The organism is Reichenbachiella sp. (assembly GCF_033344935.1).
Taxonomy (GTDB): Bacteria; Bacteroidota; Bacteroidia; order Cytophagales; family Cyclobacteriaceae; genus Reichenbachiella.
Window position 1 is genome coordinate 18,492 of sequence record NZ_JAWPMM010000001.1, and the last position, 22,119, is coordinate 40,610.

Annotated in this window: 21 protein-coding genes; 18 read left to right on the forward strand and 3 right to left on the reverse strand. The window is 35.3% G+C overall.

The window, feature by feature from the left end:
* The first annotated feature begins 1 nt into the window (after nucleotide 1).
* The 15 genes from R8N23_RS00105 (at nucleotide 2) to pheS (ending at nucleotide 16,557) form a co-directional block, all read left to right on the forward strand.
* Nucleotides 2-1,072, forward strand: a complete 1,071-nt coding sequence (locus tag R8N23_RS00105; protein ID WP_318169517.1) for a Wzz/FepE/Etk N-terminal domain-containing protein — start codon at nucleotides 2-4, stop codon at nucleotides 1,070-1,072.
* Nucleotides 1,073-1,083: 11 nt separating this feature from the next.
* Nucleotides 1,084-1,812, forward strand: coding sequence for a class I SAM-dependent methyltransferase (locus R8N23_RS00110; protein ID WP_318169518.1), 729 nt, complete (start codon nucleotides 1,084-1,086; stop codon nucleotides 1,810-1,812).
* Nucleotides 1,802-3,244, forward strand: a complete 1,443-nt coding sequence (locus tag R8N23_RS00115) for a lipopolysaccharide biosynthesis protein (RefSeq protein ID WP_318169519.1) — start codon at nucleotides 1,802-1,804, stop codon at nucleotides 3,242-3,244. The genes R8N23_RS00110 and R8N23_RS00115 overlap by 11 nt, the downstream gene beginning before the upstream one ends.
* On the forward strand, nucleotides 3,241-4,242 hold the full coding sequence (locus R8N23_RS00120; protein ID WP_318169520.1) for a polysaccharide pyruvyl transferase family protein: 1,002 nt from the start codon (nucleotides 3,241-3,243) through the stop codon (nucleotides 4,240-4,242). Before R8N23_RS00115 ends, R8N23_RS00120 begins: the two co-directional genes overlap by 4 nt.
* The gene (locus R8N23_RS00125; RefSeq protein ID WP_318169521.1) at nucleotides 4,242-5,414 is read left to right on the forward strand and encodes a glycosyltransferase; all 1,173 of its coding nucleotides are present in this window, start codon (nucleotides 4,242-4,244) and stop codon (nucleotides 5,412-5,414) included. Before R8N23_RS00120 ends, R8N23_RS00125 begins: the two co-directional genes overlap by 1 nt.
* Before the next feature lie 248 nt (nucleotides 5,415-5,662).
* On the forward strand, nucleotides 5,663-6,838 hold the full coding sequence (locus R8N23_RS00130; RefSeq protein WP_318169522.1) for a glycosyltransferase: 1,176 nt from the start codon (nucleotides 5,663-5,665) through the stop codon (nucleotides 6,836-6,838).
* Entirely contained in the window at nucleotides 6,826-8,163 is a 1,338-nt protein-coding gene (locus R8N23_RS00135; protein ID WP_318169523.1) for an O-antigen ligase family protein, read from the forward strand. Before R8N23_RS00130 ends, R8N23_RS00135 begins: the two co-directional genes overlap by 13 nt.
* On the forward strand, nucleotides 8,147-9,358 hold the full coding sequence (locus R8N23_RS00140; RefSeq protein WP_318169524.1) for an acyltransferase: 1,212 nt from the start codon (nucleotides 8,147-8,149) through the stop codon (nucleotides 9,356-9,358). Before R8N23_RS00135 ends, R8N23_RS00140 begins: the two co-directional genes overlap by 17 nt.
* A gap of 23 nt (nucleotides 9,359-9,381) precedes the next feature.
* On the forward strand, nucleotides 9,382-10,026 hold the full coding sequence (locus tag R8N23_RS00145; protein ID WP_318169525.1) for a TylF/MycF/NovP-related O-methyltransferase: 645 nt from the start codon (nucleotides 9,382-9,384) through the stop codon (nucleotides 10,024-10,026).
* 171 nt (nucleotides 10,027-10,197) lie between these two features.
* The gene (locus R8N23_RS00150; RefSeq protein ID WP_318169526.1) at nucleotides 10,198-11,022 is read left to right on the forward strand and encodes a D-glucuronyl C5-epimerase family protein; all 825 of its coding nucleotides are present in this window, start codon (nucleotides 10,198-10,200) and stop codon (nucleotides 11,020-11,022) included.
* A gap of 5 nt (nucleotides 11,023-11,027) precedes the next feature.
* Entirely contained in the window at nucleotides 11,028-12,155 is a 1,128-nt protein-coding gene (locus R8N23_RS00155; protein ID WP_318169527.1) for a glycosyltransferase family 4 protein, read from the forward strand.
* Nucleotides 12,156-12,935 (forward strand): glycosyltransferase family 2 protein, encoded by a 780-nt coding sequence (locus tag R8N23_RS00160; RefSeq protein ID WP_318169528.1) that lies wholly within the window; start codon nucleotides 12,156-12,158, stop codon nucleotides 12,933-12,935. It abuts the gene before it with no gap.
* Nucleotides 12,932-13,903 carry an NAD(P)-dependent oxidoreductase gene (locus R8N23_RS00165; protein WP_318169529.1) on the forward strand — a complete coding sequence of 324 codons (972 nt, stop codon included), beginning with the start codon at nucleotides 12,932-12,934 and terminating at the stop codon, nucleotides 13,901-13,903. Before R8N23_RS00160 ends, R8N23_RS00165 begins: the two co-directional genes overlap by 4 nt.
* A gap of 61 nt (nucleotides 13,904-13,964) precedes the next feature.
* Nucleotides 13,965-15,344 (forward strand): undecaprenyl-phosphate glucose phosphotransferase, encoded by a 1,380-nt coding sequence (locus tag R8N23_RS00170; RefSeq protein ID WP_318169530.1) that lies wholly within the window; start codon nucleotides 13,965-13,967, stop codon nucleotides 15,342-15,344.
* 187 nt (nucleotides 15,345-15,531) lie between these two features.
* Entirely contained in the window at nucleotides 15,532-16,557 is a 1,026-nt protein-coding gene (gene pheS, locus R8N23_RS00175; protein ID WP_318169531.1) for a phenylalanine--tRNA ligase subunit alpha, read from the forward strand.
* A 23-nt stretch (nucleotides 16,558-16,580) separates the two neighbouring features.
* On the opposite strand, the gene R8N23_RS00180 is transcribed toward pheS, so the two are convergent.
* Nucleotides 16,581-16,940, reverse strand: coding sequence for a type II toxin-antitoxin system RelE/ParE family toxin (locus R8N23_RS00180; protein WP_318169532.1), 360 nt, complete (start codon nucleotides 16,938-16,940; stop codon nucleotides 16,581-16,583).
* Nucleotides 16,937-17,200, reverse strand: a complete 264-nt coding sequence (locus R8N23_RS00185) for a hypothetical protein (RefSeq protein WP_318169533.1) — start codon at nucleotides 17,198-17,200, stop codon at nucleotides 16,937-16,939. Before R8N23_RS00185 ends, R8N23_RS00180 begins: the two co-directional genes overlap by 4 nt.
* 309 nt (nucleotides 17,201-17,509) lie before the next feature.
* Between R8N23_RS00185 and asnB the strand changes: the two genes are divergently transcribed.
* Nucleotides 17,510-19,384 carry an asparagine synthase (glutamine-hydrolyzing) gene (asnB, locus tag R8N23_RS00190; RefSeq protein ID WP_318169534.1) on the forward strand — a complete coding sequence of 625 codons (1,875 nt, stop codon included), beginning with the start codon at nucleotides 17,510-17,512 and terminating at the stop codon, nucleotides 19,382-19,384.
* A 96-nt stretch (nucleotides 19,385-19,480) separates the two neighbouring features.
* Nucleotides 19,481-20,347 (forward strand): universal stress protein, encoded by an 867-nt coding sequence (locus R8N23_RS00195; protein ID WP_318169535.1) that lies wholly within the window; start codon nucleotides 19,481-19,483, stop codon nucleotides 20,345-20,347.
* Here the strand turns inward: R8N23_RS00195 and R8N23_RS00200 are convergent.
* A complete protein-coding gene (locus R8N23_RS00200; RefSeq protein ID WP_318169536.1) occupies nucleotides 20,344-20,892 on the reverse strand; it encodes a hypothetical protein in 549 nt (182 codons plus the stop codon). The two genes, R8N23_RS00195 and R8N23_RS00200, sit on opposite strands and share 4 nt — an antisense overlap.
* 155 nt (nucleotides 20,893-21,047) lie before the next feature.
* On the opposite strand from R8N23_RS00200, the gene prfA reads away from it, so the two are divergent.
* Nucleotides 21,048-22,118, forward strand: coding sequence for a peptide chain release factor 1 (gene prfA / locus R8N23_RS00205; RefSeq protein ID WP_318169537.1), 1,071 nt, complete (start codon nucleotides 21,048-21,050; stop codon nucleotides 22,116-22,118).
* Nucleotide 22,119 lies beyond the last annotated feature (1 nt).

Here is a 22,119-nt window from a genome sequence, read left to right on the forward strand (position 1 = left end):
CATGGCAGAAGAAAGAGAACATAAAGTCATACATGACGACGAGATCGACTTGATAGAACTGGCCAAAACCATTTGGGCAGGACGTCGCTTTATTGCAAAAGTGACTGGGATATTTGCTATTATTGGGTTGGTTATTGCCTTCACCAGCCCGGTCGAGTATGAAGCTTCTTGTAAGCTGCTGCCTGAAAGTCAAGAAGCACAAATGCCCAACATGGGAGGGTTAGCTGGTCTCGCTGGTCTCGCTGGAGTAGATTTGAGTAGCATGTCAGGTTCATCAGGTGTGCTTACTCCTCAGCTTTACCCTGAGATTGTCAATAGCTTGCCTTTCATTTTAGAAGTCTTGAATGACACGGTATATTTTGAACAAATGGATTTACATACCACGTCCTTTCATTATTTCAAGGAAATAAAAAAACCAAGCCTACTTGGATACGCCATGAAATACACGATTGGTTTGCCAGGATTACTCAAGAAAGCCGTTCAGGGGGAAGAAAGTGCAAAAGAAAACGCCTCTCCTTTTTATCGTTTATCAAAAGAAGATTGGAAGATCATAGAAAAATTCAAAGAAAGAATTTCGATTGAGATAGATGCTGAGACTGGAATTATTGAGGTCTTGATTGAATTGCCAGATCCTTATGCCGCTGCTCAAATTGCCAAAAAAATTGAACTAATGGTTACTGAGGCTGTTATAGAATATAAGACTGACAAATCAATAAAAAACCTAGAATTTATCCTGGAAACCTACAATGAAGCTAAAGCTGAATTCGAAAAGGTACAATTGAGACTCGCACGAGCCACAGATCGCAATAAAAATGTATCCTCCGCTACAGGTCAAATAGAACTTAAGAAAATTGAGCATGAATATGACATTGCGTTTGATGTATATAAAGGGCTTTCTTCTCAGGTCGAACAAGCGAAAATTAAATTGAAAGAAGAGACACCAGTATTTACAATATTAGAACCTGTTAGAATTCCTGAGGATAAGAGTAAACCGAAAAGGGCAATAATTTTATGCGTAATGATTTTTTTGGGTTTATCAACTAGTGCTTTGATTAAGGCTATAGGTAAATAAATATCAGTTATATGATTCATCTACGGAAATCCATTAATAGACTCGCCTCGTCTAATTCCAGCAGGCATTATCTTAAGAAATTTGCCTTTGAAGCTGGGAAAAGAGTTAATAAAAACTCGATGATACTAGATGCTGGGGCCGGGGATTGTATTTATAGAAAGTACTTCAAGCATGCCAAATATGAATCGGCAGATTTTTGTCAGGTGGATAAATTTTACGCTCCAGTAACATACGTATGTGATTTGGATAATATTCCAGTTGAAAACGAAAGGTATGATTTTGTATTTTTGTCGCAAGTATTGGAACATTTACCGAATCCCCAATCTGTATTAACAGAATTGAATAGAGTATTAAAACCTAATGGTGAATTATGGCTGTCCGCTCCATTTTTTTATGAAGAGCACGAAAAACCTTATGATTTTTATCGATATACACAATTTGGATTTACTCATTTGCTTAACCAAGCTGGCTATAAAGTAAAGTCGATTTCTTGGCTGGAGGGTTATTATGGCACTATGGGTTATCAATTTAAAACAATGTATAGAAGTATTCCAATAAATCCTAAATTTTACGGCAAGGGGCTTGGTTCTTATCTAAGTGCTTTGTTTTCTGCACTATTAAAACCATTGTTTTTTTTGTTAATGGTACACTTTAATCGTCTTGATAAAAGATTTATTTTCACTGATAATGGTTATTGCAAAAATTATAAAGTTGTAGCAATCAAGGAGAGTGAGTTATAGTTCAAATCTAACAGGTAAAACAATTGGAAATATTAAAGTTTCCATGTTAAGTCAGTTTATTCGATTTGTTATTCAGATTTTTGGCAATTTGGTGTTTACCTATTTTTTATTGCCTGAAGATTTTGGACATATTGCTATGGCTCAAACTATTATAGGCCTTTTAAATATTTTCAAGGACATGGGGCTCATGCAGCCAATAATTCAATTTGACCGAATCAGTAAAACTCAGAAATCATCAATTTTTTGGCTCAATATTAGTGTGACAACAATTCTTTCAATTTTGCTGATTCTTATTGCGCCAATTATTGCCACTTTTTTTCAACAGGACGAGCTCTTCAAAATTATTTGCTTACTAATTATCCCTTTCTACCTGAATAGTCTAGGAATGGTGCATGAAGGCTTTTTGAGAAGATATTTAAGGATTGCATTAGTTGCCAAAATACAACTTTTTTCTATGATATTTAGCTATACTATAGCTCTTATTTCTTTATACTTTTTCAAGAATTATTATATTATAATTCTGCAACAAATTGTTTTTGCAGCAATAAATCTATTGTTTATTTTGATTTATTATCAATGGTTGCCAGCATTTGTCTTTGAATTAAAACGAATCTCTCCTTTTTATAAGTTTGGAATAGATGTATTAGGAAGCAATTTATTAAATTTTAGCTCGAGAAATATTGACAATGTCTTGATTGGTAAGGTATTTGGAATATCTATATTAGGACAATATAACAGAGCATATAGTTTGCTAACATTACCATTAAATCAAATAAATAATCCTATTGGGAATGCTCTTTTGCCTACATTGAGTCGGGTGAAAAATATTGGAGAATCTTACAGGAAGGTTTATTTTAGTACTGTAACAAGTATCGTTTTTGTTCTTTATCCAGCCTTTGTTCTTAGTTTCTATTTTGCTCAGAATTTATTTGATCTTTTCTTTGGAGACAAATGGAATTTGTCTGTAGTTTATTTTAAAATATTGATTATAAATTCTTTCATTCAAGTAATTACTAACACCTTTGGGTGGTTGTTCGTCTCTCAGGGTAGAAGTAAAGATATTTTTCATTGGACATTAATTGGAAGTTGTATCAATATACTCGCATTTGTTTCGGGAATGATCTGGGGAGTTACTGGTATGATTTGGTTATATACAATTTTAGGGTATTCACTAAAAGCACCAATTATTACTTGGTTGTTGTGCAAGAAGGGACCAATACGGTTGAAGGATTTTAAACAACTTGTTTTGCTAGGAATGGCTTCTGTCATCATGACTTTTTCAGTAATATTTCTTCTTGAGAAATTAAATTTGAATTTTCATTTTCTTATGAAGGCGGGTGCTGTTTATGCTGTTGTTCTTATCATCACATTGCCATTGCTACCTAAATATATTACCAATAAACTAAAAAATAAACTGAATCAATTCATATGATTGCAACGATTAATTTAATGGACACCTCCGTTACAACGGATAATATAGGCGATAAAATTATCTGTAATTCTATAGTAAATGAATTGAACCATATTTTGAATAAGGTATATGTAACCAACACTTCAACACATGATGATATTGGAGCAACTGGTAGGAAAAGCATTAATAAAGCAGATATCTCTGTTCTTCTAGGCACAAACGCCTTGTCGAGTTACTTTAAAGTAGGAAGACCCGACATATGGAAGATTAATTTTAAAGACTTGGTTTCACTAAGCAATAAAGTTCTCTTATGTGGAGCAGGTTGGAGAAATTATCAGGGTGAAACATCTATTTTGCAGAAATTGACATATCAGAGAATATTAACAAAGCAATGGATACATTCTGTTAGAGATAGCCATACAAAAAACATGCTAGCCAAATGTGGAATATCAAATGTAGTCAATACATCTTGCCCAACATTATGGAGCTTAGATCAAGAGTTTTGTAAAACTATTCCGACACAAAAATCAGGTAGAGTCGTGTTCACATTAACTAGGCACAAGCCTGATCCAAATGATTTGGTGATGATAATGGTATTAATTGAAAATTACGATCGGGTTCTTTTTTGGCCACAACAAATTGAAGATTATGATTATCTATCTGGTCTAGTAACTAAAGAGTTATTTAATGAAATTGAATTAGTTCCTCCCTCACTATCGGCATACGATTGTTTATTGGATGAAAAAGATATTGATTTTGTTGGGACAAGACTTCATGGCGGTATTCGCGCCATACAAAAAGGAAATCGAGCTTTAGTTGTCTCAATAGACAATCGTGCTACTGAAATAAGTAGAGACACTAAGTTGCCAACGATCAAGCGTAGTGTAATACCAGATCAATTAGAGACAATGATTCGAGGTTCGTTTGAAACGAATATTGTATTACCGCATGACGAAATTAATAGGTGGAAGGATCAGTTTTTAAAAATAATCCCAAAAAAATTATACGATCATAAATAATGAGGACAAATATATTAGTATATCCAGGGTTAAAATATTTACCTCGTTCATGCACCTTTATTTATAGGCAATTATTAGGTGTTTCAGAGCAGTTTATACCCCATGTTATTTATTCACATGAAGAAAATATGGATATATTTCCTCTGAAAACAGTTGTTAAAAGAAAAAGACCGCTTATTGAAAAGGTCAAGAATAGATTATTCTCCGAATCTGGGTGGAACATCAGCTATTTATCTTGCTACGAAGAAAAATTCATTGAAGATTATATAAAAAAAAATAACATTAAACTCATTCATGCCCATTTCGGGCATCACGGTATAAAAATGTTGCCTATCGCTAGAAAGCTAAATATACCTTTGATAGTTACACTTCATGGAATGGATATCACAGTATATACCAAGAACAAAGCTTATGTGAAGGCCCTAGGTAAATTGGCAGAATACGCACTTATTATATGTGTTTCAAAGAATATCCAACGAAGACTGTCATTGTTGAGTATAAAACCAAATAAGGATATCCTTCACTATATAGGGATACCTATTGAAAAATTTTCATATGTAAAACGAACTCCTTTAAAGATCAAAATGGAAAGAGGAGATAAAATTGTTTTTTGTCAAGTTTCCAGACTTGAAGAGAAAAAGGGTATAAAATATAGTTTATTGGCATTTGCGGAAGTATTAAAATTCTACCCGAATTCTGAATATCGAATTGCAGGAGATGGAACCCTATTAAGCGAATTAAGAAAGTTTACAAAAACACTCCAAATATCTCATAAAGTTAAGTTTCTCGGGAGCGTGACTTCTGATGAGGTTGTGGAACTATTCGCAAAATCAGATGTCTTTCTACATCATAGTATTACTGCGAAAAATGGTGATCAAGAGGGATTGCCAACTGTCATAGGAGAAGCAATGTCAACAGGTTTAATTGTTCTATCCACCAATCATTCAGGAATCCCTGATTTAATTAGAGATGGTCAAGATGGTTTTTTGGTGGACGAAAAAGATGTGGACACCTATGTCGAAAGGCTAAAAAGTGCATTGAATTTATCAGATTTTAGTATGAATGTTGTTGCCAAGGAACGTGTTGATGATTTTTTTAATTTAAAAAAACAAAATCAACTGTTATCGGAAATATATTTGGCGGAAATTTCAGAATATCGTGGCATGAAATAATTCATAGAAAACCAATCATTGACTTGTATATAGGATTTTGACATTAATGATGAATTATATTTGTAGCCTATCCATTCTGTTAACAGAATTGGCTTTAGCACTGCAAAAAACAAGAATGATGGTGATGCATATGATTGTTCTTGGGTCTTGTATATACGTCTTCGCACAAATAGTACTTAATTACCTGTTTAATCAAGACTTTACAAATGATATACTACAATTGCTTAAAATAAAAAAAGTTGACAACGATGGGTAATCAAATTGTTATCTGTCTATCCAATGAAAGCTACGATGCAAAAATTTGGACCAATAAGCAACATTTAATGTCGCGTTTGTCGAAACATCCAAACTATGACATCATGTATATTGATCAAGGCATGTCATCTAGATATATAAGGCAAGCAATCACAGAAAAAAACTGGAAATATTTTTTGCGCCCTCTAAAAAAAATGGGTGAAGGGCTTACAATTTTTTCGCCGTATTTCCTGCCGTTAATCAAAGGAGGAAGGGTTAAACGCTGGAGCTGGCTGCTGCTCTTTTGGTTTATTAAATTTTACATAAAAAAGATAGAATATACCAAGATCATTTTTTGGACCTATCAGCCTCAGGCTTGGTACTTAATTAAACACGTCAAAAAAGTACCTGGAACGACAATACTTTATGATTGTGTGGATGAATTTGCCACACAGCCATTTTATAAAAATAATGAAAACCGTACTAAGGAACTTCTTCAAATTGAAGCACTTCTAACAAAAAAGTCTGACATTGTTACAACGACTTCAAAAGCCTTATGCCATGATAAAATTGAAATTAATCCAAATACTCACTATATACACAACGTCGGGGATTTTAACCACTTCAAACAACCCAACGGGGAACTCTCTTCTGAGGAGCATTTATGGCTAGCAGATGATAGGGTCAAAGTTTTATATGCAGGGGTCATTGATGACTACAAAACTGACCTTGACCTAATTTATTCGATTGCTAAAGAACTAAAGGATAGTCATTTGTTCGTCTTCATTGGCCCAATTCGCATTTCAGATGAAAAGATATTCAAAAAAATTGATGGACAAAATAACACACTCTTTATAGGCACTAAACCATATTTGGAAATTCCTAACTTTCTTCATAATGCCGATTTACTATGGTTGCCTTATTCGATATCAACACATACGAACAGAGTATTCCCTTTGAAGTTGTTTGAGTATTTATCCACTGGCAAATTTATATTGTCAAGAAACCTTACTAGCATCGAAGAGTATGGTAAGTATATCAGTACTTTTGAGACTATTGAGCAAGCAGTTCTCCATTTGAAACAGTGGCCCATGTCAGATTCTATTATAAAAAAAGAGCAGCGGATACAATTGGCTAGCAAAAATACTTGGGAATCGCGTTTGGAAAACATCTTAAAATGTATACCCTAATAGAAAAACCCCGTAAACTTTTTTTTGATCTTTTAATGGCGGCTTTTCCTGCTAGTGGAGTTATCATTCCAATAGGCCGGGATTGGACCCCCGTTCAATTAATAACGATCCTTTCCACGCTCATTCTAATATTAGAATTAATTTTTAATAAAAGAGCAAGTATCAAAATCAACACGAATTTTCTGACGCTTTTTGTACTCTTTCTGGCAACTTGTGTAGTTTCAATTCTTTTCAAGCCTGATACCCCATCAATTACATTTAACTCACATTCCAATTATGCGGCATCGTACCATACTCTGGATTTGCTTTATCTCGCCTGGATGATTCTAAATCTAGTAATGGTCATTTTGATATACAATGTGATTGATTCTTATGAAGTATTTTATAGAGCTTTAAAGATTATGCTTCTCTCATCTATATTCTATGCATTTTATGCTTACTATCAATACATAATAGTTTTGATTTTCGGAGAGGGAGCAAGATCTCTTGTTTATGTTTTCAAAGAAGAGTACCTATGGGGGCCGGAAGCAATTAGATCTCCGTCCCTTTCAAGAGAACCACTTTTTTATTCATTCTACCTTTCTGGAATTATTTTTCTTTGTGTTTCAATACTATTTAAAAAGGGTCACTCGTTGTTCACAAAAATTGGCCTCCCTAAGACTACCATTGTTTGGATTCTGATAATCAATAGCATTGCATTTTTTTCTGGCAAGCCAACAGCGGGCTTTGTTAGTTTAATTGTTGCCGTAAGTTTTTTCTTGATAAGAAATATCAAGTTTTCATCAAGAATCAAGGTTAACTTTTTAAAGAAGGGTCTATGGTATACTCTCATTGTATTACCCATTTTTGTAGGCTTCATATATCTCAACCAAAACAGAATTGCACGGAGACTGACCAGTGCCGCTGATATGTCATCCGGATATGTTAGAGTGGTGTCAGTACTCGAGGGAATAGATAGTATTAAAAAATACCCCATTACTGGTTATGGAATTTCTAATAGCCAATTTTTTATTTCTACAGTTGTAATTCACAATATGTATATAAACTTGGTTGCAGAGACTGGAATTATTGGATTTTTGGCCTTTATGTCCATTTTACTTTTTTTATGGTTCAAGATTTCCAAACAGAGTAAAATGCCTGGGAATTCAGGCGCACTTGGTCAGTGGTTTCTTGTCTTTTTAGTGGCTGTCCTTATTCAGTGGATGTCGATGCATGCTTTTTCAATCCCAATATTTTGGTTTTATTGTGGCTTAATTCTCACCTCGATAAAACTTGGACAAAATAGACCTCAAAATCAAATTTCCACAAATGAAATCATTGAGTAAATCTCTGGCAAGAACAACCAGCGGAAGATATATCAATCAAATAGATGGATTGCGTTTTATCGCAATTTTTCCGGTACTGCTACACCACCTGGCGGAAAGAATTTATAGAGCAATGTCTGGTCAACAGACATTAAATGATAATGATGTTTTCTTGTACCAGCTACTTCCCAGTGGCAGATTGGGAGTTGAAATATTTTTTGTAATAAGTGGCTTCGTCATATCCATGCCGCTACTTAAAAATTGGATAAATACTAAAAATGTAAAATTCAGCTATCGAAGGTATCTGTTAAAGAGAATTACTCGATTAGAACCTCCATACTTATTGATAATGGCCAGTAGTTTTATTCTATTGTTTTTATTGAATCAGTTAAATATAGACTTTTCTGGTGGTACCCGATCATTCTCTTCCAATTCTCTGACATTGACAAATAGCTTTATTGCCAGTCTCTTTTATGGACATGGCATTATTTATAATAGCTTTCCAAAACTAAACCCACCAGCCTGGTCTTTGGAAATAGAATTTCAATTCTATCTTATTGCACCAATTTTAATACTTCTAAGTATTTCAATCGCGAATAAATTACCACGCAAAGATTATATTGTCATAATTTTATTGTTGATGATTTTTACAATTAAACTAATTGGGTCAAGTTTCATTCCTCTTTCGTTACAAAAATATTATATCACCAATTATTTCGAATTTTTTATTCTAGGCTTCATCTTTTCATTCTTCTACTTTACAAGTTTTTTTCAAAATATTTTATTGAAAAGAAGCTCGAGCTTAGTTTTTGTTTTTGGAATAATACTTGCATATGTTGGAGATCATTACAGGTTGTCCAAAGAAGGGTGGAATTCAATATATGATTTCTTCAGAATTTTAGGAATCTTTCTTATTTTCTTTGGTTCTTTTAGTGGTGGTCTTGGCCAAAAATTTACCGAGAAAAAATGGATTAGTATTTTAGGGGGTATGTGCTATTCTATATACTTAATTCATCTTTTTATATTTCAAGTCGGTGTTTCAATAATGTTTAAATATCTTTGCTTTGGATCATTTGCTCTCAATTTACTTACTTATTCAATTATTCTAATACCCTTAACATTTATTGCATCGGCCGCTTTCTTTATTTTAGTTGAGAAGCCCTGTATGAATCCAGATTGGTATAAGCTATTAATCAAAAAATTCAAACACAATTAATTTCTATCACAAACCGATATTCCATGAGTTTTATTAAAACCAAAGCAAAAGAATTTTTAGCTCCTATATTATACAAACGATTAAACTCTGGGTTACAACCAGAAAGGCTGTACTACTATTTAGATACTCTCTGGAATAAAAAAGATGTTGAAGGAGGAGTTTTGGAAATCGGTTGCCATCTCGCAGGAACGTCTATTATTGCTAAGAACATGCTTTCAAAACTTGGTATTCAAAAGAGTTATGACTGTTTGGATACGTTCGGAGGGTTTGTTAAAGAACAATTTGAAAATGATGCAGACATGCATAAAGTACCTGCTAAAAATGGGGCCTTTTTTGCTTCTAATTCAAAAAAATTGGTTCAAAAAATACTGAAAATTCACAATCGTGAGGATATTACTCTTATTCAAGGTGATATTGTTTCCTTTAATGCCAATCAATTAAATACACCAATTTCCATCTGCCTTTTGGATGTAGATCTGGAAATTCCAATATATGAGGGCCTCAAAAAGATTTACCCATTGCTTTCAGAGAATGGGGTAATTTTAGTTGACGACTGTCCAGAAGGAACAAGCTGGGGAGGAGCACGAAAAGGGTATGAAAGCTTCATGAAAGAAATAGGCCTCGCACCTAAATATAAATTTGGTTTCGGGGTTCTTAATAAGAATTAGAACAAAATTTATTGAGCTCTGGTTTGAGCTATTTGAAAGTCTTGAATGAAAGCAGCTACAAAATCCTACAAATCATTAAACACATTCAAGCAGTATTATACACTTGAATCTACTGACTACTGGCATCTTCAATATCCACTAAACTCATCTTGGGAAGAATACTATTGGGACATGTCAGAAAAAGCTTTCCAATGTACATTGCATAGGGATGAACAAGGTGTAACTACATATACAGGAGAAGATGGAGCAATTTATTATTCATCCATTGAATTGGCTCAATATGCTATGGCTTCATATCAAGCTTACCTAATTACAGAAAAGCATACATGGCTTGACGATTCAGTCCTTCACATTGAAAAGTTTGTGAATATGGCTCAGTCTTATAAGGAAAGTGAACTTACTGTACTCAACACCTACCCAATAGCATTATACAAAATAGATCACCCTTGGCCAACTTCTCTTGGTTTTGGAGTTGCCATTTCGCTTTTAGTTAGATTATATGAACTTTTGAAAAAAGAAGAATATTTAATCTTTGCAAAAAAATTAGCACAGAATTTTTTTATCAAGGTAGACAATGGAGGTGTATTGAGAAAAATTAATAATTTGATGATCTTTGAAGAATATCCTACCAAAGAATTATCGGGTGTTCTCAATGGGCACATCTTTGGATTGTGGGGATTAAAAGATCTGGGAAAATACGATCAACTTTACGAGACCCATTTCAACAATTTGTCTATTAATCTAGCAGAGAATCTTAAAGTTTGGAATGGTAATTTTTGGAGTTTATACGACGCTAGTCATCTAGTTGGCAAAAGGAAAAATTATGCCAGTGCTCACTATCACCTTTTACATGTTAAAATGATAATGGTGATGTATAAACTTACAGGAAATGCTGTTTTTGCTAACTTTGCGGAAACTCTTATTCGACAAAAGTTTGGAGTCTGGTCAAGAGTCAAAGCTCTCTTCGTCAAAGTCTTTTTTCGATTATTTAACTAATTGGCTTGAACATTCTAATTCTATCCAAGGACTATCCACCGACTATTGGAGGCGTTGAAACGTACTCTTATCACGTTGCAGAGGGCTTATCAAAAAATCATGATGTTACCGTCGTATCTTTTCAAGGAAAGCATTATATCAATTCTTGGAAGGACACCGCCAATGTTATAAGAATTAATTCGCTATTGAATAATGAGTTATTCAAAGCTGTTTCGCTTCTCTTAAATCTTCTAATAATCCTCAGTTCAAAAAAATACGATCTGATTTATGCTACGACTTGGAAAGTCTCTGTGCCTTTTGCTTTATTAAATATTTTATTCAAAATAAAATTTCTAATTGTATGCCATGGAGCTGAAATAACGAGACATAAACATAAGCGTCCAATCATGAAAATGATGAAGTGGGTATTAAATAAGGCCGATTCTATTTTCACGGTTAGTACATTTACTAGAGACAAAGTGATTGAATATTCAAAAGTTAGTCCAGATAAAATACATGTGATTCCAAATGGTGTAGATTTTTCTAAACTGGTTCCACTGGATAAAAACGAGTCCAGAAATAAATTGGGCTTTGCTAAAGATCAATTTGTATTCTTAACAGTTTCAAGAGTAGACTCAAGAAAAGGGCATGATATTGTTATAAAAGCTATTAAAAGTTTAATAGTAAAGAAGTTTAATGTCCTGTACGTAATAGTAGGAGATGGACCTTCTATAAATTCACTGAAGGAGCTGACCGAAAATTGGGGTTTGCAGGAACAAGTTAAATTTGCGGGGTTCGTTTCCAATGAAGAACTCGATGAGTATTATTCTGCCAGCGATGTTTTTGTAATGCTAAATACCATGAAAGATGATCGAGACTTTGAAGGCTTTGGTTTGGTCTTTGCAGAAGCTGGGTATTATGGTTTACCTCTAATAGGAGGCAATAATGCCGGACCGAAAGAAGTCATCATAGATAGCATCTCAGGTTACCTAGTAAATGATGTCATAGAAGAATTAGCTGAAAAATTGTCACTACTTTACAGCGATCGCAATCATTCAAAAAAACTTGGAGAGGAAGCCAAAAAAATTAGCCAAAAAGAATTTTCATTAAAAAAACTTATAGAAAGAATTGAATTAAAGATTCAAACATTGTAGATGAAAAACAATAAAGATTTAATTACAATAATATCTCCATTATACAATGCTGAGCATTTCATTTTGGAAACAATTAATTCAGTATTAAATCAAACATACAATAATTGGGAATGGATATTAATCGATGATGCTTCGAGTGATAATTCTGTAGATCTATTATTACCATATAGTGAAAATGATAGCAGAATCAAGTTATTTAGATTAAAGGAAAATGTAGGAGCTGGAGAAGCTAGAAATATTGGATTAAGTCATTCTCATGGCAATTATATTACTTTTCTTGATGCGGATGATTATTGGGACAAAGACAAATTGCAAACCCAACTTCATTTCCATCTAGAGAATAATTGTTGCTTTTCATATTCTTGGTATTACAATGTTGATTCAAGAAGCAATCTTTTATCAAGATCCAGAACACCAAACAATGTCTCCTTTCGTTTGCTAAAATTTAACAACTACATTCTTACTTCTAGTATAATGTGTAATAAAGAAACTATAGATGGACTTACATTTCCAAAAATTAGAAAAAGGCAAGATTGGGTCTTTTTTTTGAAACTCTTAAAAAGATCACATATTGCGTACGCTATTGAAAAAGAACTGGTTTATTACAGAAGTAATGCAAATTCTTTAAGCGCTAACAAACTATCACTAGTTAAGCCAAATTATATTATGTTTCGGGATTACATCTATTCTGGAAGATGCATTCCAGCTATACTACATTTTTTCATTTTTCTTCCCCTCTATGTTCACAACAAATTAATTAATAAGAAAAAAATGAAATGAAAATTTTAATCACAGGAGGGTCAGGATTCATTGGAACCCACTTAATCAAATCTTTATTTTCTTTAAAAGGAGAGATCTCAATTCTAAATGTTGATCTTAACAATAGTCCTATTCTACACCCGCATTTAAAAACGGTCATTACTGACATAAGATCAAATAATTTACACAACATCCTTGCCGAAAGTTCTGATTTTGATCAATGTATACACTTAGCAGCTATATGCAAAGAGCCTGGCTATGAATGGAAAGAATATTTCGAAACAAATCATGTCGGAACCAAAAACATAATATCACTTTGTGACAAACTGAATATTCCTAAAATCATCTTCACAAGCACAATGATGGTGTATAAAGCAGGGGAAGAACAAAAAACAGAATTATCTCAAACTGACCCTGACACAGCTTATGGTATTTCAAAACTATTAGCTGAAAAAGAACTTGAAAAATGGAAATACAGAGGAACAGATAGGGAATTGAAGATTATCCGTCCTGCCGTTGTTTTTGGGGAAAATGAGAATGCAAACTTTACCAGATTATATAAAAGTCTAAAAAAGGGCTTTTTCCCATATGTAGGAAAAAAAACAACTATTAAAAGCAATATTTATGTTCATGAATTAAACTCTTTCATCATTTTCCTAATGACAAAGCCAACAAAATCCAACATTTATAATTTTGGCTTTCCTGAATTATCGTCGATAAACCATATAACTAGCACCTTTAATGAGGTCTTCGGCATTAAGGCCTTTCGCCCAACAATTCCTTTAAGGATAATGATCCTACTGGCTCACTTCTTTCAACTTTTGAATCGCTTTGGGTTTAAAAATAGTATACACCCAAGAAGGATTGAAAAACTATATTATTCCACTGATATATATCCGAAAGCAGCACTTGATGAAGGTTATCAATTCAAATTCAACTTATCCAGTGCTTTAGAAGATTGGAAAAAATCAGATGATATTAATATGTAGATTATCAATTTGTAGTTTTTCCCTATCTTAGCAACCCAAAACTAAGCCTAGCATCTTTGACATGCAGAAAAGGAGATTGTCCAAATATTTTCCTACCTTATTTCTGTTCATAGACCTTTTGTTCTTGAACATCGGATTCTTTGTTGCCAATTACGTACGGTTCAATACCTTTTGGTTTCAAGGCGATCGCTATCCATTTCTTTTTGTTTTTCTGAATATCACTTGGGTTGTTATCTTCTTTGTCACCAAGCTGGACAGGGTTGATCGTGAACGAAGTGTAGTAGATTATATATCTCAAATTCTTCTTGGTCTTACGATTAATCTAGCGGTGGTGTTTACCATGTGGGCCTCTACCCGCGCCTATTTCTACTCTAGAGAGCACCTCTTTTATACCTATTTGATTTTTTCTGTGCTCATCGTCGGCTGGAGAGTTGGATTCATTAATATACTTCGTTTCTATCGCACCAAAGGGTATAACATAAGGAACATCATTATTGTAGGTTATGGACCTATTGGTAGAAACCTCAAAAGACATTTAGAGAACAATCCAGAAATTGGTTACAAGTTCAAAGGTTTTTTTGACCACAAAACAGAGCAACCAGAAGTAACCGGACCTGTTGAATCTGTGGCTTCATACGCCAAAGAAAACGGCATTGATGTTATATTTTGTTGTTTACCTAAACTATTTGAACAAGACGTAAAGCCTTTGATAGATTTTGCAGAAAACAATTTGATCACAATCAAATTACTCTCAGATTTCAGTAAAGTGGGGAATAAGAAATTGGAAGTACAACAGTATGGAAACATTCCTGTGCTTAATGTCAGTTCTATTCCTCTTGATCGGATGATCAATCGATTTGCTAAAAGAACCTTTGATGTGCTGTTCTCATCTTTTGTCATGGTTTTTATCCTTTCCTGGTTGATACCACTGATTGGTTTACTGATTAAATTAGAATCCCCTGGCCCAATTTTCTTTATTCAAAATAGACATGGTAGAGGAAATAGATATTTCCCTTGTTGGAAATTCCGAACCATGGTAGTTAATAAGGATGCTGATTCAAAACAGGCTACTAAAAATGACCCTCGAGTCACTCGAACTGGCGCGATTCTTCGTAGAACGAGCTTGGACGAATTACCCCAATTCATCAATGTGTTTTTGGGAAACATGTCAGTCGTAGGCCCAAGACCTCACCCTATTAAGCTTAACGAAGAATATTCCCCAAAAATTGATCGATTTATCCAAAGACATGCGGTAAAGCCTGGAGTAACAGGGTTAGCACAAGCCAAAGGTTATCGTGGGGAAACTTCAAGGTTCAGCGAAATGTATGGTCGTGTTAAGCTGGATCGCTTTTATGTCAAAAACTGGAGCTTGCTATTTGATGTCAAAATCATCCTGATGACGATCTACTCTATCGTATTCAAAACAGAGAAAGCCTATTAACCTTAACCGTCAACTTTTCACCATTGACATTGAGGATTATCTAAATACAACCTCGACAGGTTAATAACTCTTCATTAAAATTGATTGTAAAAAATCAACTTTTTCCCTTGCCAATTCTTTTGTTAATGGTTAATTGTTAGCGGTTAAAGTTGTTCTATACTAACTTCGCCTTTTTAATAATACAACCATGTTTGACAAGGTAGAAGAATACAAAGCCCTGATTAAATCTGCAGAAGCCAAAGCTGCGGATGATTTAGAACAGTTCAGGATGAAGTTCATCAGTAAAAAAAGTGTCGTCACTGAACTTTTTAATGACTTCAAAAGTGTCCCCAACGATCAGAAAAAAGCTTTTGGTCAAGCATTGAATGAATTGAAAACTTTAGCTCAAGAGAAATTCAAAGCTCTTGCAGACTCTTTAGGTAGTAGTTCAACTGAAGGCGCTAGCCAAGGATTGGATCTGACTTTGCCGGATGTCCCAAACGAAAACGGCAGCGTACATCCCCTGACCATCACACGAAACAAAATCATCGAGATTTTTGAGCGGATGGGATTCAACGTGGCTAGTGGACCGGAAATAGAAGAAGATTTTTACAATTTCACTGCACTCAACTTTCCAGAGAATCATCCAGCCAGAGAGATGCAAGATACTTTCTTCATTGAAAAAAATCCTGACAAAGTATTGAGAACGCATACTTCCAATGTTCAGATCAGGATGATGGAAGGCGGTAAGCCTCCTTTTAGATCAATCATGCCTGGGCGTGTGTATAGAAATGAAGCCATTTCCGCCAGAGCACACTGCTTCTTTCATCAAGTAGAAGGATTGTATGTCGATAAAAATGTAGGGTTCAAAGACCTCAAGCAAACCGTATATCATTTTGTGAAAGAAATGTTCGGAGAAAATACCAAAGTGAGATTCAGACCCTCGTACTTTCCTTTCACCGAACCAAGTGCAGAAATTGACATCAGCTGCTTTATTTGCCAAGGTAAAGGATGTAATGTTTGTAAATACACCAATTGGGTGGAGATCGCAGGGTCGGGCATGGTAGACCCTAATGTATTAGCTAATTGCGGCATAGACCCAGAAGAGTATACTGGCTTTGCATTCGGGATGGGCATTGAGCGTATCGCGATGCTTAAATATCAAATCAACGATTTACGTCTGTTCTCAGAAAATGACGTGCGATTCTTAAGACAGTTTCAAGGAACTTTCTGACGTCAACGTTAACCCTAGAGAACCTATGGTTGGCGATTGATTTTTTTCATTAATGTCAACACTTCCTCATTCAAGGCAGGTTCCAGATCTTTCAGACGATCCCATAGATTCAAGGAAGTATGCAAAACCGAAAGAATGTAGATGGTGTCGTCAAGAATATCACAAATTAAAAAGTGCTTTTGTACAGGATAGACCTTAAACCTGAAGGATATCTTATCATTCTTTTTTAAAAGCCCAATATTCTCTCGCAAAAGAGAAAAAATTTCTTCAAAGCCCTGAAGATATTTCAGGGCTGTTCTCTCACCCCACTCCGTCACAGAGTAATCATAAATCTCCTGAATATCCTCTAATGCCCTGTCCGTAAAATAAAGAGTTCTCTTCAAGACTTACGTCTTTTGTGGGCTTTTAAATCTGTCATCAAATCACCAGAAAACTCATGCACTCGGCCATTCAATATATCCTGGTAACCTTCAATGATCGAACTTCTTACTTTTGCGGCCTGAAGTCTTTCACTTTCGTGACGAATTAGATCGCGCACGTATTCACTTGGCGTAGCATAAAGTGTTCCGCTTCCTGACTGACTAGATACAAACTTCTTCATTTCATCAGTCAATGCAATATTTAGTGATTCTGTTTTTACCATATCCACTTCTTTAAATTTATTTAAAACTACAATATCCTTTATATATTGTCAATATTTGCAGAGTCAATAGGCAATTCAAGTATTGAATTATATGGTATCGAAGCAGTATGCCCGAAAATTTCACTGTTTGACTCCGATTTTTTCGGAGGAGTTTTGAAATTTTCTAGACTTTTGCCTACTTTTTTGGCACTGCGGCGGCGTACCGCTGAAAAAACCGTGCCGCCGGGCGGTAGGAGCCCGTCCGACTTGAGGACAATACCACCTGAACATGGTTAACTTCAAATAACAACAAAAAATAGTTCTCAAAATATGTGCGGCATCACAGGCATTCTGGCATTTAACGAAGTTGGTAGATTTAATCTGACTAACCTGGAGCAAGCTACTTTAGCTTTAGCTCATCGTGGCCCAGATAACCATGGCACCTATATCAATCATTTGGTAGGATTGGGTCATCGGCGACTCTCGATCATTGATACAAGCGAAAACGCAAATCAACCATTCGAAATTATGGATGGTCGATACATTATTACTTTCAATGGTGAAATTTTTAATTATCAATCCCTCAGAAAAGAATTGGTTTCAAAAGGCATCCAATTCAAATCTGATTCAGATACCGAAGTTTTACTCCACCTTTACGCCCAAGAAGGAAAGCGCTGTTTAGATAAACTTAATGGCTTCTTCGCATTTGCCATTTATGACACAAAAGAAAAATCACTATTTATAGCCAGGGATAGATTGGGCATCAAACCACTCCTCTTTTACCAAGATGAGTTTAAGTTTCTTTTTGCGTCTGAAATGAGTGCCATGCTGGCTCTTGGGATAGACAAAGCAATCGATCCTGAAGCACTTAACTATTACCTACAACTCAATTACACGCCTGCTCCTTTAACCATGATTGAGGGAGTGAAAAAACTTGAACCCGGACATTATATTTTTATCCAAGACGGAAAAGTTGATATACAGCGATATTATAATATACCGGCTGACGAAGAAAATACTTTCACTGATTACAATGTAACAAAAAACCAGCTGCAAACGCTTCTAGAAAAGTCCGTGGCTAGACGAATGATAGCTGATGTTCCTTTGGGTTGTTTTTTAAGCGGTGGTATAGACTCCAGTGTGATAACAGCTGTAGCATCCAGTCAAACCCAATCACTTAAGACTTTCTCTATCGGATTTGAGAGCAATAAGTTCTTCGATGAAACGCAATATGCCGAATTAGTTGCCAAAAAATTCAAAACAGATCACACCACGTTCAAACTTACCAATGACGAGATTACTAGTCATCTCGCTGATATTGTAGATCACATCGATGAACCTTTTGCAGATTCATCAGCTATTCCAGTTTTTCTACTGAGCAAGAAGACACGAGAGCATGTCACCGTGGCCCTTTCTGGAGACGGTGCAGATGAAATTTTCTCTGGATACAACAAACATGAAGCCTGGTGGAAAATCGAATACAACACAAAATTTAAGACACTTATTGCTCTGGCTCAGCCGTTTGCTAAGCTCATGCCTAAATCAAGATCCGGAGCAATTAGTAATGCAGCCAGGCAAGTGGTTCGATTTGCTGAAGCTATGAAACTCAGCCCAGCGGATCGCTATTGGTTTTTGGCTTCTTTTACTTCACAATCCAAAGTCGACGATTTACTAACGAAGCCCTTTCTAAATAATGAGCAAAGAATATCATGGATGAATTCTATGAATAATTACAAGGACATGAATGACGTTCTAAGGTTAGATTCAGAATTCGTTCTTCCTAATGATATGCTTAAGAAGGTTGATCTAATGTCGATGGCTAATAGTCTAGAGGTACGTGTGCCCTTTTTAGATCATGAATTGGTCGAATTTGTCTTTAGCCTACCTGAGTCTATGAAAATTAATAGCTCAATCCGAAAAAGAATATTGCAAGATGCATATCGCGATATCCTTCCATCAGAACTATATAATAGACCAAAAAAGGGATTTGAAATACCTTTACTAGACTGGCTCAAGTCCTCACTAAAAAATGAACTCACTACACATCTATTTGATAGAGACCTGATTGAAAGCCAGGGTTTATTTAGTTGGGATGAAGTAATGGCACTCCAAAAGCAATTGTTCTCAAGAAACCCCGAGGATAGCCATGCACGTGTTTGGGGGCTTTACGTTTTCCAAAAGTGGTTTACCAAGTATCTTGAATAATTCTATCAATGAATTAAAAATTCAATCTTACATCAAGCTAATTATTAAAGATTTAGGTTAATTTTAATTCATTCGACTTCCATTAAATCAACTGGCATGCAATACTTGAAGAAATTTCTGGTCTGTTTGGATTCTACTCCACTCGATGAGCACATTATACAATACAGCTCCATGGCTGCGGAACTCACGGGGTGTGAAAAGGTGTACTTTGTTCATATTGCTCAAAAAAACTTAAGTCTAAAAGTCAAAAAATACTTTCAGGAAAAAATTCAGGAGCACTTTACTGCTAGTTGTGAAACCGAAATGCAAATCCATCAAGGAAACAATGCAGTTCAGATTTTAAAATGGTCTGAATTTAAAATTGTAGACTTGGTCATTTTAGGCATTAAACCAAAATCTGAATCTACAGGAAAGCACGCGGCTCGGTTGATCAATGCTGCACAATGCTCTGTACTGCTCGTTCCACCGACAGCTAAGCTAAAATTATCCAGAGTCATTATCCCGCTTGACTTTTCGGCAAGCTCTATTACTGCGCTTAATGCAGCTATGAATTTCAAAGAAAAGGTTACAGATATCGAAATATTGCTGCATCATGTTTATTTCGTGCCGTCTGGCTATACACATACAGGCAAAAGCTATGATGAGATGGCTGACATCATGGACAAAAATAAAAGACGTGAGTATGAGCAGTTTAAACGTGAATACTCAGTAGACGAATCAAAATTTGAAGTTATATTCGAATTGGATGAAGACCAAAACCCGTCGGATAACATCTACGAAATGGCCAAAGAAAGAAATGCAGATATGATTATCGTAGCCTCTCGAGGAAGAACTAAAATGGCTTCCCTATTAAAAGGGAGCACTGCTGTCAACTTGATTAGCTACGATCGCGAAATTGCATGCCTTGTAGTGAAAAATAAAGCAGAAAACATGGGCTTCTTTGAAGCTTTGCTAAAACTCTAATATTTGATAAGGTTTACTTTAATTTGGTAACTAGAGGGATCAAGGCCGATAAGCTTTCTGCTTCCAACAATTTTATAACTATCTAATTTTCCTTGCACTAAGGTCAATTGAATAGCTTGATTCTCTTGATAAAGATAGTTTTCATTTTGAAAATTTACCTCACAGAAGTTAATCTTCCCATTATCCAAAGTTAGCACGACCGATACTGGCCCCTTTTTTTCCTTCGCTTTCCGTTCAAAAATAACGCTGTCCTTTATTTGGATTTTGGAGTAATTCGTTGACCTAATCAATCTTGAGTACGAAACATCCAAAAGTGCTTTTAAATCTTTCTTGATTAATGTAGTATCAAATTCAAGAACCAAAACCTCTTCCGTTTCATCCAACTTCACCAGTTTGTTTAGCTGATGGCCCGTCTGCATTTCGGCAAGCGATTTCAAAGTCTGATCTAACATTTCAATATCAGAATCTGCGGAAATACTGATATCATCGGGAGATAGACAAGAAATAAATAACCCTAAAAGTGGAAAAGCGAAAAACTTATTCATGAGGTAAATTTCGTCTGGTGTCTTGGATTAAAAAAGTGTTTACGAGAATTAGATAGCTTAGATTCCAAAAGGATGAATAAGGATCTTTTGGAATCTTTAGTTTCATCAAATAACCAACCGAGTATTTATTAGATTTGCTTTCAAATTTGTTGAAAATGAAAGAGAAGTTAGAGGAAATCAAGCATAGATTCGAAGAAGTAGGACAACTAATAGTTCAGCCAGACGCCATGTCGGATATGTCTTACTATTCAAAACTGAGCAAGGAATATAAGGACCTCGAAAAGATTGTCAATAAATACGAAGAATATAAAATCGTCCTTGAAAACCTAACCAATTCGAAAGAAATTCTGGAAACCGAAAAAGATCCTGAATTCCGAGAAATGGCAAAAATGGAATTGGACGAGTTAGAGCCAAAAAAAGAAGAGCTAGAGGAGGAAATCAAACAAATGTTGATTCCAAAAGATCCTAACGACGACAAGAATAGTATCCTTGAAATCCGTGCTGGAACCGGGGGAGATGAAGCTGCAATTTTCGCAGGAGACCTCTTCAGAATGTATCAGAGATATTGCGAAAAACAAGGCTGGAAATTAGGCGTGATGGATTTGACCGAAGGCAGCTCTGGAGGCTACAAAGAAATCATAAGTATGATCTCAGGTGAAGATGTTTATGGTAAAATGAAATTTGAATCTGGAGTTCATAGAGTACAGCGAGTACCAGCTACTGAGACTCAAGGGCGTGTGCATACTTCGGCAGCTACTGTTGCCGTGCTGCCTGAGATGGAAGAAGTAGATGTGCAGATCGACATGAATGATGTAAGAAAAGACACCTTCTGTTCGAGTGGGCCAGGTGGTCAGTCTGTGAACACGACTTATTCGGCTATTCGTTTGACTCATATGCCTACTGGCTTGGTGGTTTCTTGTCAGGATGAAAAGAGCCAAATCAAAAACCTAGAAAAAGCCCTCAAAGTGCTCAGAGGTAGAATTTATGACATTGAATTAAAAAAACACAACGACGAAGTCGGTGCGCAAAGAAAATCCATGGTCGGAAGTGGAGACCGATCAGATAAAATTCGAACTTACAACTACCCTCAAGGAAGAGTAACTGATCATAGAATAGGATATTCTCAGCACAACTTGCCAACTGTAATGGACGGAGAAATTGGCGAATTCATAGAACAATTGAGAATAGCTGAAAATGCTGAAAAATTAAAAGACGGGGAAGTTTAGT